The sequence below is a fragment of the Novosphingobium sp. PY1 genome (genome assembly GCF_017312445.1).
GTDB lineage: Bacteria > Pseudomonadota > Alphaproteobacteria > Sphingomonadales > Sphingomonadaceae > Novosphingobium.
In genome coordinates this window covers 208,393-222,429 of record NZ_BLTI01000004.1, presented here as the reverse complement: position 1 = coordinate 222,429, position 14,037 = coordinate 208,393, and the positions used below count along the sequence as shown (strand labels likewise).

The 14,037-nt window shown below is 63.2% G+C and carries 14 protein-coding genes and 1 tRNA gene; 7 read left to right on the top strand and 8 right to left on the bottom strand.

The genetic code is table 11. The features are described from left to right. The 4 genes from J3474_RS05195 to J3474_RS05180 form a co-directional block, all read right to left on the bottom strand. The gene (locus J3474_RS05195) at positions 1–975 is read right to left on the bottom strand and encodes a MoxR family ATPase (RefSeq protein ID WP_207093335.1); all 975 of its coding nucleotides are present in this window, start codon (positions 973–975) and stop codon (positions 1–3) included. After that, positions 972–2,309, bottom strand: coding sequence for a DUF4350 domain-containing protein (locus J3474_RS05190; RefSeq protein ID WP_207093334.1), 1,338 nt, complete (start codon positions 2,307–2,309; stop codon positions 972–974). The genes J3474_RS05195 and J3474_RS05190 overlap by 4 nt, the downstream gene beginning before the upstream one ends. After that, entirely contained in the window at positions 2,306–3,010 is a 705-nt protein-coding gene (locus tag J3474_RS05185; protein ID WP_207093333.1) for a hypothetical protein, read from the bottom strand. The genes J3474_RS05190 and J3474_RS05185 overlap by 4 nt, the downstream gene beginning before the upstream one ends. Positions 3,011–3,109: 99 nt before the next feature. Beyond that, entirely contained in the window at positions 3,110–4,003 is an 894-nt protein-coding gene (locus J3474_RS05180; RefSeq protein ID WP_207093332.1) for a prephenate dehydratase, read from the bottom strand. A 119-nt stretch (positions 4,004–4,122) separates the two neighbouring features. Here J3474_RS05180 and J3474_RS05175 point away from each other — a divergent pair, with 119 nt between their 5' ends. Then, on the top strand, positions 4,123–4,755 hold the full coding sequence (locus tag J3474_RS05175; protein WP_207093331.1) for a cytochrome c family protein: 633 nt from the start codon (positions 4,123–4,125) through the stop codon (positions 4,753–4,755). 200 nt (positions 4,756–4,955) lie between these two features. On the opposite strand, the gene J3474_RS05170 is transcribed toward J3474_RS05175, so the two are convergent. Next, the gene (locus J3474_RS05170; RefSeq protein ID WP_007012491.1) at positions 4,956–5,615 is read right to left on the bottom strand and encodes an RlmE family RNA methyltransferase; all 660 of its coding nucleotides are present in this window, start codon (positions 5,613–5,615) and stop codon (positions 4,956–4,958) included. Next, positions 5,612–6,925, bottom strand: coding sequence for a Ppx/GppA phosphatase family protein (locus J3474_RS05165; RefSeq protein ID WP_207093330.1), 1,314 nt, complete (start codon positions 6,923–6,925; stop codon positions 5,612–5,614). The genes J3474_RS05170 and J3474_RS05165 overlap by 4 nt, the downstream gene beginning before the upstream one ends. A 304-nt stretch (positions 6,926–7,229) precedes the next feature. Between J3474_RS05165 and J3474_RS05160 the strand changes: the two genes are divergently transcribed. Then, positions 7,230–8,033 (top strand): crotonase/enoyl-CoA hydratase family protein, encoded by an 804-nt coding sequence (locus J3474_RS05160; RefSeq protein WP_207093329.1) that lies wholly within the window; start codon positions 7,230–7,232, stop codon positions 8,031–8,033. A gap of 33 nt (positions 8,034–8,066) precedes the next feature. On the opposite strand, the gene J3474_RS05155 is transcribed toward J3474_RS05160, so the two are convergent. Further along, the gene (locus tag J3474_RS05155) at positions 8,067–8,213 is read right to left on the bottom strand and encodes a hypothetical protein (protein ID WP_158511840.1); all 147 of its coding nucleotides are present in this window, start codon (positions 8,211–8,213) and stop codon (positions 8,067–8,069) included. 167 nt (positions 8,214–8,380) lie between these two features. Between J3474_RS05155 and J3474_RS05150 the strand changes: the two genes are divergently transcribed. The 5 genes from J3474_RS05150 (at position 8,381) to J3474_RS05130 (ending at position 12,924) form a co-directional block, all read left to right on the top strand. Continuing rightward, positions 8,381–8,454 (top strand) — tRNA-Gln (locus tag J3474_RS05150). Between the two features lie 125 nt (positions 8,455–8,579). After that, positions 8,580–9,953 carry an integrase arm-type DNA-binding domain-containing protein gene (locus J3474_RS05145; protein ID WP_207093588.1) on the top strand — a complete coding sequence of 458 codons (1,374 nt, stop codon included), beginning with the start codon at positions 8,580–8,582 and terminating at the stop codon, positions 9,951–9,953. Then, entirely contained in the window at positions 9,907–10,704 is a 798-nt protein-coding gene (locus tag J3474_RS05140; RefSeq protein WP_242528200.1) for a helix-turn-helix domain-containing protein, read from the top strand. Before J3474_RS05145 ends, J3474_RS05140 begins: the two co-directional genes overlap by 47 nt. Positions 10,705–11,546: 842 nt before the next feature. Continuing rightward, on the top strand, positions 11,547–11,984 hold the full coding sequence (locus J3474_RS05135; protein ID WP_207093328.1) for a very short patch repair endonuclease: 438 nt from the start codon (positions 11,547–11,549) through the stop codon (positions 11,982–11,984). After that, positions 11,968–12,924, top strand: coding sequence for an HNH endonuclease (locus J3474_RS05130; protein ID WP_207093327.1), 957 nt, complete (start codon positions 11,968–11,970; stop codon positions 12,922–12,924). The genes J3474_RS05135 and J3474_RS05130 overlap by 17 nt, the downstream gene beginning before the upstream one ends. Here J3474_RS05130 and J3474_RS05125 read toward each other — a convergent pair. Beyond that, positions 12,921–13,994 carry a DNA cytosine methyltransferase gene (locus J3474_RS05125; RefSeq protein WP_207093326.1) on the bottom strand — a complete coding sequence of 358 codons (1,074 nt, stop codon included), beginning with the start codon at positions 13,992–13,994 and terminating at the stop codon, positions 12,921–12,923. The two genes, J3474_RS05130 and J3474_RS05125, sit on opposite strands and share 4 nt — an antisense overlap. Positions 13,995–14,037 lie beyond the last annotated feature (43 nt).

The following is a 14,037-nucleotide window of genomic DNA, read 5'->3' as shown; positions in this document are numbered from 1 at the left end:
TCAGCGCGGCGCCTCGGTCTGTTCGACAAGCTGGGCGACAAGCGCCTCAACCTGCTTGCCCTCGATCTCCGCCGCAGGACTGAGCAGCAGACGGTGGCGCAGCACGCCGGTCGCCAGTGCCTTCACATCATCTGGCACAACATAGTCGCGGCCCTCCAGCGCCGCGCGGGCGCGGGCCGCCCCGGCCAGCAGCACCGCCGCACGCGGGCTCGCCCCGCAGGCAAGGTCGGCGCTGTCACGCGTGGCGCGCACGAGCCGCACGATGTAGTCGGTCACGCTATCGGCGAGGGTCACGCTCGCCACGGCGCGGGTTGCGGCGGAGAGCACCTGCGGCGATGCCACCGCTTCGATGCCCAGCTCCATAGGCGAAGGCGCACCGCGATTCTCGCCGTAGCGGGCGACGATGCGGATCTCCTCCTCGGCGCTGGGATAGTCGACCAGCAGCTTGAACAGGAAACGGTCGAGCTGCGCCTCGGGCAACGGATAGACGCCCTGGCTCTCGATCGGGTTCTGCGTGGCGACGACCATGAAATGCGGCGGCAGCGCATGGGCGGCACCGTCCAGCGTGACGCGGCGTTCCTGCATCGCCTCGAGCAGGGCGGCCTGCGTCTTGGGCGGGGTACGGTTGATTTCGTCGGCCAGCAGCAGGTCACAGAAGATCGGCCCGTGGGTCAGGGTGAACTGGCTGGTCTGGAAGTTGAACAGGTTGGAGCCGAGGATATCGCCCGGCATCAGGTCCGGCGTGAACTGGATACGCCCGAAATCGAGCCCCAGCGTCGCCGCGAAGCACTGCGCGAGGAACGTCTTCGCCGTGCCCGGCGGCCCTTCAAGCAGCACGTGGCCGCGCGCCATCAGCGCGATCAGCAAGTGGTCGATGGTCCCGGCCTGGCCAACGATGGCCTTGCCGACCTGTTCGCGTATGGCCCCGGCGATCTGCGCGACATCGGGCAGGCTGAGGGTCTCGGTCTCACTCATCGGATCAGCTTCCTTTCGAGCGCGTGGAGTTCGCGCGCGGCTTTCAGGAGGTCATGGGCCTTGCGCGAGCGCTTGAGGCGCGCGGCAATGACGGAAAAGGGTTCGGCTTCGGGATCGCGCGCGGCAAGGGCGCGGTCGATGGCCTCTTCGGCGTGAACGGTATCGAGGTATCGCGGCAGGCCAAGCCCCTGCACGAGACGCTCGCGGATGCGGTCGGCATAAGGTCCGCCGATCAGGTGCAGGCGGCGGGCACGGCGCACGAGGCCGGCGGAATTGCTGACGAGGGCGCGCTTGCCGAAGGCGATGGCGCGTTCCGCACTGGCTGGCGGTCCGAACCGCAGAAAGGCACGCCAGCCGATCAGCACCGCGGCGAGCAGCAGGCACAATGTGGCGGCGAGAAACGGCGGAGTGAAAGCAAGCGTGAGCAGGTTGCGCGACTGGCCGAAGCCATTGAGCGTCATGTCGAAGATCACCGGATCGCCCGGCGAAATCCCGCTGGCCCGGACCAGCGCCTCGGCAAGGCGCGCATTCTCAAGCCGCGCCATGCCGTAGTTGTCGAGCAGGTCCGGCTCGAACACCAGCACCAGCGGATAGAGGTCGTCATCCTCGACCTCGGACTTCATCGGTGCAAGCGCGCGGTCTTCCAGCTCGGGGTAGTCGCCGCCGTCGTCGAGGACGGCCGCGAGGACCCGGCCGTCCTGACCTTCCACCAGCGGGACCAGCCGGTCGCCCTGCCCCGACAGCACCTGCTTGCCCTCGGGCAGCACGCCGCCAAGGCCCATGCCGCGCCAGCCCGGCTGCGCGCCGTCCTTGTCCATCGGCGACAGGGTGACGCCGACATCGTCGAGAAAGCCCGGCCAGTTGGGACCAGAAGCGCCCATGAGCTGCACCCAGCCGCGCCGCGCGCCCTTCTGCTGGCGATTGACCGGGCCTGCCATCCACTTGGGCGTGACCACCAGCGTCGGCCCGATGTAGCGCCGGGCACTGACGATGCGGTCGATCTCCTCTCCCTCGGCAAAGGCAGGCGGTGTCAGGACCAGCAGCCCCTGCTTCGCAAGCGCACCCTCGTTCTTGACCTTGCGCACGGCAAAGCCGCGCCGGTCGAGGAAATCGGCCATGGCCGCATAGCCATTGAGTCCCTTGCCCTGCGCATGGGCCTGGCCGTCGTTGCTGGTGCCCATCCCGTTGCCGGTCCCGATCATCCACAGCAGCGCGATGAACAGGGCGGAGCCGAGGAGCACGATCCCCAGGGCGGCGCGGCGGGAGAAAGGGTTGGCGCCGACCGGAATGGCGGTGCCTGCAACCGGGCCTGCAGCGGACGCCGCCGCGCTCATGCGCGCAGCTCCAGCCGGGCGAAATCGGCATAGGCGGCGCGGGCCGCTGACCAGTCCTGCGCGTCGAGATCGCGCCGGGCGAACAGACTGCGCTCCACCCGCTCGGCAATGGTCGCGAAGGCGCGGCGGCCGCTTTCGGGCAGCATCGGCAGGACGGAAATTTCGCGCGCGGTGCTGGCCGGGATCAGCCAGTCGGGCCGGGCATCGTTGATCTGGTGGACGCTGCGCTGAAGCAGGAGGTGCGCGGCTTCACCGAATCGCCCTTGCGCGGCAAGCCGGTCGGCATCCTCGAGCAGGGCGACGGCCTGGGCCCGTTTCGGCGTCCAGACGGCGTCCTCCTCCCGGTCACGGCGATTGCGCCAGACGGCGATGGCCGGGCCGAAAATCCGCCAGAGCAGAAACACCGCCATCGCTGCCGCCAGTGCGATCAGGACGTACTGGAACACAGGCCAGGACATGCCCAGCAGGCGCCCGATCGGCGCGAAGATGGCTTCCATCAGCCTGGAAAGGGCGCGCAGCCAGCCCGGTACTTCGGAGACGGGCGGCTGCTGGAGCGGCGGCAAAGGCGCGTACTGGATATCGGACGCGGCGCGCACGGCCTCCCAGTCGCTCGCGGCGTCCCGGGCAGCGGCCGCACCCGCAATCTGAGGCCCACCAACCGTCACGCCGGCCTGATTGGCATGGGCGGCCGTGACGTGCAAGCGATTGCCAGCGTGACCGCCGCGCAAGCAGGCCTGAAAATTCCCGACTTTTCAGGCAGCACCGCCATCCGACGGGCCGCAAGCACGCTTCGCGCAGGATCAGCCGCGGGCGCGCGCCTGCCGGTAGCTGCCCAGCGGCCGCACGTACTTGCAGTGGAAAGCCAGTTCCTGCAGCGCCATGTCGACACGCGGATCGCCCGGCACGCCTTCGATGTCGGCATAGAAGGTCGTGGCGGCAAAGCTTGCCCCGGTCTGGTAGCTTTCCAGCTTGGTCATGTTGACGCCGTTCGTGGCGAAGCCGCCCAGCGCCTTGTAGAGCGCAGCGGGAATGTTCTTCACCTCGAAGATGAAGGTCGTCATCGCCGTCTCGCCCTGGAGATAGAACGGATCGAGCGGTTCCTTGGCCAGCACGACGAATCGCGTCATGTTGTCCGCGGCGTCCTCGACATTCTGTTCGATGATCTTGAGTCCGTAGAGCTCGGCCGCCAGCTTGGGCGCCACGGCGCAGGCCGTCAGGTCGCCCTGCTCGCGCACGTAGGCCGCCGCGCCGGCGGTATCGGCATAGGACATCGGCACGATCCCGCGCTCACGCAGGTAATGGCGGGACTGGCCCAGCGCCTGCGGGTGACTGTACGCACCGCTGAAGGGTCCGTCCCCCAGCGCCATCAGCGCGTGGTGAATCGACATGAAATGTTCGCCGACGATCGAAAGCCCGCTTTCCGGCAGCAGGAAATGGATGTCGGCGACGCGGCCGTGCTGCGAATTCTCGATCGGAATGATCGCCCGCTCGGCCTTGCCTTCCTTCACCGCATCGAGCGCATCCTCGAAGGAAAAGCACGGCAGCGGCAGGCAATCGGGATCGAATTCGAGGGCGGCACGATGCCCGTTGCAGCCTGGTGCGCCCTGCAAGGCCATGGCGCGCGAAGGGTCAGAAGCCGCTGCGGCTTCCATCTCTGCCACGAGGGCGAGGGCGGGTTTGGGATAGGAATGCATGGTGCCTGCGCGATTAGGCTGCAACTGCGATATCCGCAATGGCTCTTGCACTAAGCACCGCCCGCCACTAGAGCGCAGCGCAACCGAATGGGCTAGATTCACCGGCGGGGCAACTTCGAATGGATGATCGTTTCAATACCATTGCAGGCTGGACGCTGTTCGCAGGCATCGTTGGGCTCGGCCTGACGACCGTCAGCTCGCATTATTTCAAGGCTGACAAACCGCATCGTCCCGAGACGATGGGATACGCCATCGAAGGCGTGCAGGAAGAAGGCGAAGGCGCCGGCGAAGTGCCGATCGCAACGCTTCTGGCCGGCGCCGATGTCGCCAAGGGCGAGGCGACTTTCGCCAAGTGCGCCTCGTGCCACACGATCAACGCCGGCGGTGCCAACGGCATCGGCCCGAACCTTCATGGTGTCGTTGGCGAAGCCATCGGCCAGGGCGTAGCCGGTTTCGCGTTCTCCGATGCGCTCAAGAGCGTCGGCGGCGAATGGACCTTCGACAAGCTCAACGACTGGCTGAAGAGCCCCAAGGCCTTCGCGCCTGGCACCAAGATGACTTTCGCCGGACTTTCCAAGCCGGAAGATCGCGCGAACCTCATCGCTTATCTGAACACGCAGGGCTCGAACCTGCCGCTGCCCACCCCGCCGGCCGCCGACGAGGCACCGGCCGAGGGTGACGCCGCTGCCGCTCCGGCAGAAGGCGCGGAAGCCGCTGCTCCCGCGGAAGGCGAGGCCGCCGCGGCCGAATAATCCCGAAAATTCGACGAATCCGGCATTGCCGGCAGGAAGCGGTCCGCAGGCGTCACCGAGTCGCCTTCGGGCCGTTTCCGTCTTTAGCGCAGGAAAAATAAGCCAACCCGCCCGGCCGAGACTAACCGGGCCGGCTGACTTGCAAGGTCGCCGAGAAAACAGCGTCATCCCGCAGTCGCGGGAACGACGAGAGGCTCGCCCTAGCCCTTGAAGCCCTTGGCGATGACGTACCACTCGGAAGAGTCCTTGCGGCTTGCCGGCGGCTTGGCATGCTTGACGCTGGTAAAGTGGCGCTTGAGCAGGTTGAGCAGCTCTGTATCGGTGCCTCCTGCAAGGACCTTGGCCACGAAAGTACCGCCCGGTGCCAGCGTCTGGATCGCGAAATCGGCCGCCGTCTCGACCAGCCCCATCGTGCGCAGATGATCGGTCTGCTTGTGACCGACCGTATTGGCCGCCATGTCCGACAGCACCAGTTCCGGCGCGCCGTCCAGCGCCCCTTCCAGCGCCGCAGGGGCCTCGTCTGCCATGAAGTCCATCTCGAAGATCGTCACACCCTCGATGGGATCGGTGGGCAGCAGGTCGATGCCCACGACCTTGGCCCTGGGGCACTTGAGCCGCAGCACCTGGCTCCAGCCGCCCGGCGCAATGCCGAGGTCGACTGCACGGGTTACGCCCTTGAACAGGCCGAACTTCTCGTCCAGTTCGATCAGCTTGTAGGCCGCACGGCTGCGATAACCGTCGGCCTTGGCCTTCTTGACGTAAGGATCGTTGAGCTGGCGCTGGAGCCAGCGTGCCGAACTCGTCGAACGCTTCTTCGCCGTACGCAGTTTTTCGCCCGGATCGCGTCCCGAACGGCTCATCGACCGGTTTCCACTTGCTGTACGTTTCCTTCACTTGCGGCGATGACCTGTCCCGCGTGGGGGCTGCCATGGCCATTGGATGCAATCAGGCTGCGCAGGATGCCTTCGCGAATGCCGCGATCGGCAACGCCCAGTCTTGCTGCCGGCCAGAGGTCGAGGATGGCCTCGAGAATGGCGCAGCCCGCAACGACAAGATCGGCACGCTCCCGGCCGATGCAATTGAGCTCGCGGCGATCCTCGACTGCCATGGTCGAGAGGCGTGTGCTGATTTCGCGCATCGATTCGGCCGGCACGATCAGGCCGTCGACCATCCGCCGGTCGTACTGCGGCAATTGCAGGTGCAGGCTCGCCAGCGTGGTCACGGTGCCGCTGGTGCCCAGCAGGCGCAGTTCGCCGCTGCTTGCAACCGACTTGCGCGCGCCCGAGATCCTGTCGGAAAATCCAGCGAAGCTCTCGGTCACGAGGCCGTGCATGTGGCGATAACGGTTGAGACGATCCGCCTCGCTCACGCCTTCCGGGCCGCAGCTCTCGCTCAACGAGACAACGCCCCAGGGCACGCTCTGCCAGTCGAGAATGCGCGGCACGGTGCCGGTGCTCTCGATCAGGACGAGCTCTGTCGAGCCGCCGCCGATATCGAAGATCATCGCTGGCCCCAACCCTGCCTCGAGCAGGACATGGCAGCCCAGCACCGCCAGCCGGGCTTCCTCGCGCGCGCTGATGATGTCGAGGGCAATGCCGGTCTCTTCGCGCACCCTCTCGATGAATTCCGGGCCGTTCTCGGCACGGCGGCAGGCCTCGGTGGCGACGGAGCGCGCGAGATAAACGTTGCGGCGCATGAGCTTGTCGGCACACACCCGCAGGGCCGCAAGCGTACGGTCCATCGCCTCGTCCGAGAGACGGCCGGACTGAGCCAGCCCTTCGCCAAGACGAACGACGCGACTGAAAGCATCGATCACGGTAAAGTTCTCGCCCGAAGGTCGGGCGATCAAAAGACGGCAGTTGTTGGTACCCAGGTCGATCGCCGCATAGGACTGCCGACCGCCGCCCGGCCGCGGACCGGCAGTACGTTGAGGATAAGGTCGTTGTGAAACCTGCCGCACCGTTTGCCGACGCGATGACGCCTGCTCGTTATTGTCGTTCTCTTCGCGCGGCGCTGCGCCTGCCTCTGGCTTAGGCGCACCCGCCGGGCGCACCTTCCCCTTGGCCGTGCCGGCGACCTTCGGGCGTGACTTGCCCTTACGTCCCTTGCGCCGCCTTCCCGGGCGACCCGACACTTTGACTTTCGCGGCCGGCGGATCTTGCTCCGCCATGGTATCAAATCTCGTTCATATCTTCCCGCCAAGGCGGCGGGCACCTGAGGCCAATGCTAACGTGCCGTAACCAAAGGGGCAAGAGAGCTTCCCCGAGCCGGTCGCAACCGCCCCCGTCATGCCGTCTCGCAAGAGCCCGTGAAACCGGCCCGGGCGCCGATCGCGATTGCCGATCCCGGCTTGCGCAAGACACCGCGGTAGTGATTTTCGCCGGGCGGGGGGTCGCGCGGGGCACGCGCATCTGCCAACATCGGCGCAAGATAATGCGGCGCAGGCACCGCTTGCGACGAGCAGAGGATTGAACATGGGTGATTTCGTCAAGATCGAGAAGCGCGGGCGCATTGCCGTCCTGACCTTGAACCATCCCGACAAGCTCAATGCCATCGGCGCTCTCGAGGACTGCGCAGACTTCGTGACGGCACTGGAGGATATCGGTTCGGATGAAGCCATCAGCGTGGGCATCCTCACCGGGGCCGGCAAAGCCTTTTCCGCCGGCGGCAACCTGCAGGCGATGAAGGACCGCAATGGCATCGGCCCACTCGATTCTCCTACAGCGACACGGCTCAACTATCGCCGCGGCGTGCAGCGCATTCCGCGCGCCTTCCAGGAATGCGAAGTGCCGCTGATCGCCGCGGTCAACGGTTTCGCCATCGGCCTGGGCAACGATCTCGCCTGCTTTTGCGACATTCGCATCGCTTCACAGAGAGCCAGGTTCTCGGCCGGGTTCATCAAGATGGGTCTGATCCCGGGAGACGGCGGCGCATGGGCCCTGCCCCGCGCGGTCGGCTTCGCCAATGCCGCCGAAATGCTCTTCACCGGCGAGACGCTGGATGCCGAACAGGCCAAGGCGATGGGCCTCGTTTCGCGCGTCGTCCCACCCGAATCGCTGATGGACGAGGCCATGGCGATTGCCGAAAAGATCGCCGCCAATCCGGCACGCTCACTGCGCCTCGCCAAGCGCCTGCTGACCGACGCACAGAACATGCGCCTGAACGAAGTGCTGGAAATGTCCGCCGCCATGCAGGCGTTGGCTCACGAGACTTCGGACTTCGAGGAAGCGATCGACGCCTTCCTCGAAAAGCGTCCGCCGCACTTCACCGGCAAGTAGTCCGCACAGACCTTGCTCACAAAAGGCCCCCGGTCAGGCGAGAGGATCGGCCACGATCGCCCTGACCTGCTCACGCAGCGCGGCCGCCTGTGGCGGGAATGCGAACGGCTCGATGGTGAAGGTCCTGACGATTCCCCGTTCCTCACCCGGATCCCCTATTGCTTGACCGTGAAACTGCATGGGACGGACCATCCCTTGCATGAACGGGGTCGCAGATTCGACAGCGCCGAACGCCGCCACCGACCTTGATCATACCACCTCGCCAGGCGCCCCGGCGCCGGAGCACAAATTTCCTTGAAGTTGGGTCTTGACCCCTCCGAACCCGCAAGCTAGAGGCGCCCCCTCGTTGCCCCGTCGTCTAATGGTAAGACTACGGATTCTGATTCCGTCTATCGAGGTTCGAATCCTCGCGGGGCATCCACTTCCCAATCTCAGTTGGCTTCAACCAATCGCGGAACCCTTGCTTTTTGCGAGGTTTTTCTGCGACATCGGCACCATGCAGTCTCAGCGAAATTCAGCCAAGCGCAGCGTCGGTGGGGGTACGAATTGGGGTACTGGGGGTATCGGCTCTTGTTGACCGATGCTGCTTGCCGGAAGGCGATTCCAAGCGAGAAAGACCGAAAAATGTTCGACGACAGGGGGCTTTACCTGTTCGTCCGGCGTTCCGGCTCGAAACTCTGGCGACTCAAGTACCGATTCGCCGGGAAGGAAAAATCCCTCTCGATTGGGCCATACCCAGAAGTATCAATCTCGCAAGCAAGGCAAGCGAGAGACAGGGCGCTGCAGCAATTGCGCGATGGGATCGATCCTTCAGCCGAGAAGCAGAGCCGGAAGGCGCAAGCCGTAGCGGATGCGCTCGACAGCTTCGAAAAGGTTGCGCGAGCCTGGCACGCGGCGAAGGCAACTACGTTGGCGCCACGCTACTCCGCAGCCGTTCTGAGCAGGTTGGAGAACAACGTCTTTCCGGCGCTTGGGCAAAAACCAATTCGAAGCATCACGCCTCCCATGGTTCTGGCTGTGATCAGGAAGATCGAGAAACGCGGAGCCCACGACATGGCGCATCGCGTTCGCAATCATATGTCGGACGTGTTCGTCTGGGCGATCGCTTCGGGACTTTCGGAGAACGACCCGGCGGCGATAATTCGCAAGGCACTTGTGCCGACCGACCCGAAATTGCGGCCGGCAATGATAAAAATCGCCGGCGCGCGAAAGCTTCTGGCGGATATCGAAGCGCTTGCCGGAACACACTGGTCAACCCTGCTGGCATCCAGACTACTCGCACTGACCGCGGCACGGCCGGGTGTAGTTCGTCTGGCCGAAAAGCAGGAGTTCGAAGGGCTGGACGGGGCAGCCCCCATCTGGCGCATACCCGCCGAGAAAATGAAGCTAACCCGCGCTCAGAAGCGCGATATTACATGGGAGTTCGTCATCCCCTTGTCGCGGCAGGCGGCGGAGGTGGCGAAAGCAGCGATCTCGGAAAGCCTGGCTTGCCACACCTCGGACGGGCCTTCATGGCTCTTCCCGGGCACAGGCGCTTGGAAGCGACCGATCAGCGACAGCACACTAAGCAAGCTGTATCGAGACGCCGGGTTCACGGGAGTTCATGTCCCCCACGGTTGGCGGTCCACTTTCTCGACGATAATGAACGAACGGGCTGCCTTGGAAGACCAGGAACGCGATCGTGCAATCATCGACCTGATGCTTGCACACGCGCAACAAGGCGTCGAACCGATCTACAATCGCGCCCTGTATCTGCCGCGTCGGCGCGAGCTGGCTCAAGACTGGGCCGATCTGTTGATGAAGGACGCCGTGGCACCGCAGTTCCTGCTGCCGGAATACCGGCCCTGGCGAGCGAAGTCCGGGGAGACCGGGCATGAGCGGCGTGCGCGAATCCGGAGGCCCTTGGCGCAAAAGCTATGACGTCAACGACGAACGGGCACAGGTCTCCACGATCTATTGGGAACCAACGGCGAAGAATGAAAATGCTCTGAAATTCTTCGATGCTTTCGCGAGATCCGTAGTCGGCTATTCGGATCATATCCGCGAAGCCGGCAAGCAATTGCCCATCTCCATGAACGCGAAGGCCGTCCTGGACGCTCTTCTGAGCGTCATGGATGGAAAGTCAGGACGATGCGATCCATCGCTAGACACGATTGCCAGGCGCAGCCGCCTTTCCCGCCGCACTGTCGTGCGTCAGCTGAACGTCCTTCGTGAGCTGAGGATCATTGATTGGGTCCGCCGCACCGTGAAGACCGGGAACGCGCGAGGCGAAGGTCCTCAACGGCAGCAGACCAGCAATGCCTACTTCATCGACATGCTCAAACTTCCCATCGAGATCGTCCGCACGCTTCGACAGAAGCTGGGCGCCAGGCTCCGTGAGAAAGTGCGCCATCTCGAAGGGTCCGGCAGTGTGCCAAATCGTATGGCCATCAAGGCAGAGCGGCTGCTGAAGAGCGTGACGGGCGCCCTATCGGCAACAGGTAGGCGTGACGGAGCAAGTAGGCGCGCCTTGGCTCGCTCGTCCCTCTCTTCGCGCCTCGCCCACATGTATGCCGGCAACCCCGATGCCATTCGCGAACACGAAGAAATGCTGAGCCTCTCTTCTGCCACTAGTGCGAGTGCCAAGTTGGCATTGTACCCCGGGCTCAGAACTGAAAGAGAAGAGGACTGAGGGCGCTCAGGCGCCCTCAGGCGTCAGATTTGTGATGACCCCCAACTCTAGATGCTTCTCCCGCCTGCAGCGAAGCGCCAGTCGAACCGGCGCGCAAGGGCGGCTGCGCCGCCCGGGGTGTTCCAGGGGGCCAAGAGCAAAGGACGTGCCATTCTCGGGCGTCAGGACGGCGGAAACGAGCCCGCATCAACCGGGTCTGTTTTCCGATGCCGAGGTGCATCAATACGCATCAACGCTTCGGTCATTCGAAATGGGCGTCCGCTCAGGACTGAGGCCGGTTCTTCGGGCCGACCGGAGGTGCATCAAATCCGACACGAAAAGCGCGCGGGCGAGGCGGGGGGAAAAGCGCGCGGCGAGGGGTGGCCGCGCAGCCGACCCCGTGCAGGGGGGCGCAACGGCGGCCAGAGGGCGAGATTTTGGGCCTTGAACGGGTCCGAGCCAGTCAGTGGCGTGGATCGGCGCTGTGCGGGCTTCCTACATGGCCTTCGAAAGGCGCCATGTTTGGCAAGTCGCGTAATATTATTGCCTGACAGAATGCGGCAGCGCGCCGTAACATTCTGCGGTAAATGTCGCGCGTAGGTTCGCCAAGGAAACCGGGATCAAGAGCCAGCAACTCAATCACGCGCTCGGTCTAGACGGAAACCCGACGCTGGAAACTATGCTCAAGTTGCTGCCCGCCCTCGGCCTGAGAGGCGCATGAACGTGGGCATCGATTGAGGCAGGGCGATCGCAGTCATACTCCTGAGCACAGAACCCCAACATCAGGACTCAAGGCATCCGAAAAGCTAGAGGTTATTCATTCCGAGGATGCCGGCGGCATCTAGCCTCGCTACATATCCTTGATGGCCGACCATTTGAGTCCAGCTGCTCGCAGCCAAAACATGAGCCGCATTAGGAACCGAAACACGGGGCCGGAATTGCGGGTGCGCCGCGTGCTCCATCGAGCTGGGTTTCGGTTTCGACTGCACCGTCGTGATATCCCAGGTTCTCCCGACCTCTATTTACCGAAGTACAAGCTGGCTGTTTTCGTTCATGGATGCTTTTGGCATGGGCATGAGGGGTGTCGACGCTCTAGACTTCCGGCGACACGGCAAGACTTCTGGCGAGAGAAAATCGAGCGTAACAAAGCCAGAGATCGTGCAGCCGAAGAGGCGTTATCTGGGCTCGGAATTGTCCCCGTAATCTTGTGGGAGTGCGGCTTGAAGGATGATGACCTGATCGTAGATATCATTTCCCGTCACGCACATAAGGCCTCTGCAGACGATGACCGGACCGAATGAAATTTCAACACCTGATGGAATTCGGCTTCAGCTTATCGATCTGTTGAACAATTTCGAAGATTACCTGCTTAACGCGGGGCTGCGCCAGCAGGTTATTGAGCTCATTCCTGCAAACGATCTTCTTAGGCGCCTTGGCGGCTCTTTGTTGCCTGACGGCGGGACGATGTCGGCTCGAGCAAGGATTTTGGCGTATCTTCGTCAGTTTCCGGGACAAGTGATCGACGGCGATGAGCTGATGGTCGTTGCAGGGATCAGTGAGTACGCGCGCCGTGTTCGCGAGCTGCGGGTCGAGGAAGGCTGGCCGATCCTTTCCGGCAATACGGCAAGGGAACAACGGGACTCGGAAGGTGAGGAGGCTTCGGCAGAGCTTCCACCGCAGATGAGACCTGATCAGTATCTGCTGCTGGAGGATCGCCAAGATCGCGATGCCGCGCATCGCTGGGCCATGGCCAATCAGATCCGGAAAAGCAGTGCAGGGGTGCGCGACAAGCTGTTGCGCTTTTTCCGGAGTAATGTGGGAAAGCACATAACCTCGGAAGAACTTCGTTATGTTGCCGGAAATGTGAGCGAGTGGGCGCGGCGCTCCAGAGAGCTAAGGACGGAAGACGGTTGGCCGATTATAACGCGTAACAATGGTGATCCTGCGCTTCCCGTCGGCGTGTATGTTCTCGCTCGAGATGAGCAGGCCCCCCCTCACGATCGGCACATTCCGGAAATTGTGCGCCGCGAAGTCATGCGACGGGATAATTGGTCATGCCGTTGGCGCGGCTGCGGTTGGCCGCACGGATTTCCAGATAGCGATCATCGGTACCTGGAAGCCCATCATATTACGCATCATAAGGAGGGGGGAGAAAATGTGGCGGAGAACCTGATCACTCTTTGCAACCTTCATCACGATGAAACGCACCGCTCCGGAACTTTGGATCTAGAGCCTGTTTAGGCTGCGACCATCATCCTCGCTTCAAGTGCCTGTTTGACGACTGCCGCGATTGCACCGGCGAGCGGAGGGGGCACGGCATTACCAATCTGTCGCGCGATTTCGACTTTCGATCCCGCGAACTCAAAGTCATCTGGAAAGCCCATCAGCCGCGCAGCTTCGCGGTGCGTAATCGGGCGATCCTGGTCAGGGTGTAAGTAACGGCCCTTTTCGGGTTTGAAGAACTCCGTGCGGATCGTAACTGATGGCCGGTCCCACCACAGGCGGCCGAACAAATCCGTTCCGCCCGACGTCTTGCGAATCCAGCAATCCGGCGTGATTTCTGGCGCGTTGCGCTGAAGGTCGAAGCGGTTGCCGCCGGGTGGCACCGCCCGATAGCGTAAAAGACTTTTTTCGGTAGGGTTACGGCCGAAATGCAAATTTAAAGGTGCCTGTGCCTTGCGAATTTCCGTACCAACCGGCTTCGGAAGATTGCTGATCGCATCGCGTACCGTCCTCCAAGGGGGGAGGTTAGTCGAAACGCCCGGGGGTGCGTGTGTGGGAAGCGGAGGGAAAGCGGGGGGCATTGCCCCGATTTTGTACCCTATGATTACGGTGCGCCTGCGCGTTTGTGGCGCGCCGTAATCAGCCGCAAGGAGAATATCCTTCACGACGTGGAAGCCCAGACCCCGGGCATGCTCTTCGATGGCGTTGCACTCCGGCGACTTGATTAGTTCGGCAACGTTTTCGATTACGAACATGGCAGCGCCGCTGCGCTCGACGATATCCATGAAAGGCAGCCAGAGTGCGCGGCGGCGATCGCCCTCGCGCCGCTTGTTCAAGAGGCTGAAGCCTTGGCAAGGTGGGCCGCCGATCACAACGTCGGCTTTTGGTATCGGCTTATTCCCCGAGACCCACTCTTCAATATCTCCGCAGTCGGCGTGAGGTCCGAAATTTTTCCGATGCGTTTCGACCGCAGCCTTATCAAAGTCTAACGACCAGACACTGTCAAATCCGCCGCAGAACCGTTCATCGGTAAAGCCGAGGGTCATGCCGCCAGCACCAGCGAACAGGTCAATCAGTCGAAAGGCCATTTTTGCTCCAAGCGCGAAACGATAAGATGCTAGAGTAAGGTGC

Coding starts and splice junctions, on each gene's coding strand:
- J3474_RS05195 (WP_207093335.1), bottom strand. CDS start 975: ATGAGTGAGACCGAGACCCTCAGCCTGCCCGATGTCGCGCAGATCGCC.
- J3474_RS05190 (WP_207093334.1), bottom strand. CDS start 2,309: ATGAGCGCGGCGGCGTCCGCTGCAGGCCCGGTTGCAGGCACCGCCATT.
- J3474_RS05180 (WP_207093332.1), bottom strand. CDS start 4,003: ATGCATTCCTATCCCAAACCCGCCCTCGCCCTCGTGGCAGAGATGGAA.
- J3474_RS05175 (WP_207093331.1), top strand. CDS start 4,123: ATGGATGATCGTTTCAATACCATTGCAGGCTGGACGCTGTTCGCAGGC.
- J3474_RS05170 (WP_007012491.1), bottom strand. CDS start 5,615: ATGAGCCGTTCGGGACGCGATCCGGGCGAAAAACTGCGTACGGCGAAG.
- J3474_RS05165 (WP_207093330.1), bottom strand. CDS start 6,925: ATGGCGGAGCAAGATCCGCCGGCCGCGAAAGTCAAAGTGTCGGGTCGC.
- J3474_RS05160 (WP_207093329.1), top strand. CDS start 7,230: ATGGGTGATTTCGTCAAGATCGAGAAGCGCGGGCGCATTGCCGTCCTG.
- J3474_RS05155 (WP_158511840.1), bottom strand. CDS start 8,213: ATGCAGTTTCACGGTCAAGCAATAGGGGATCCGGGTGAGGAACGGGGA.
- J3474_RS05140 (WP_242528200.1), top strand. CDS start 9,907: ATGAGCGGCGTGCGCGAATCCGGAGGCCCTTGGCGCAAAAGCTATGAC.
- J3474_RS05135 (WP_207093328.1), top strand. CDS start 11,547: ATGGCCGACCATTTGAGTCCAGCTGCTCGCAGCCAAAACATGAGCCGC.
- J3474_RS05130 (WP_207093327.1), top strand. CDS start 11,968: ATGACCGGACCGAATGAAATTTCAACACCTGATGGAATTCGGCTTCAG.
- J3474_RS05125 (WP_207093326.1), bottom strand. CDS start 13,994: ATGGCCTTTCGACTGATTGACCTGTTCGCTGGTGCTGGCGGCATGACC.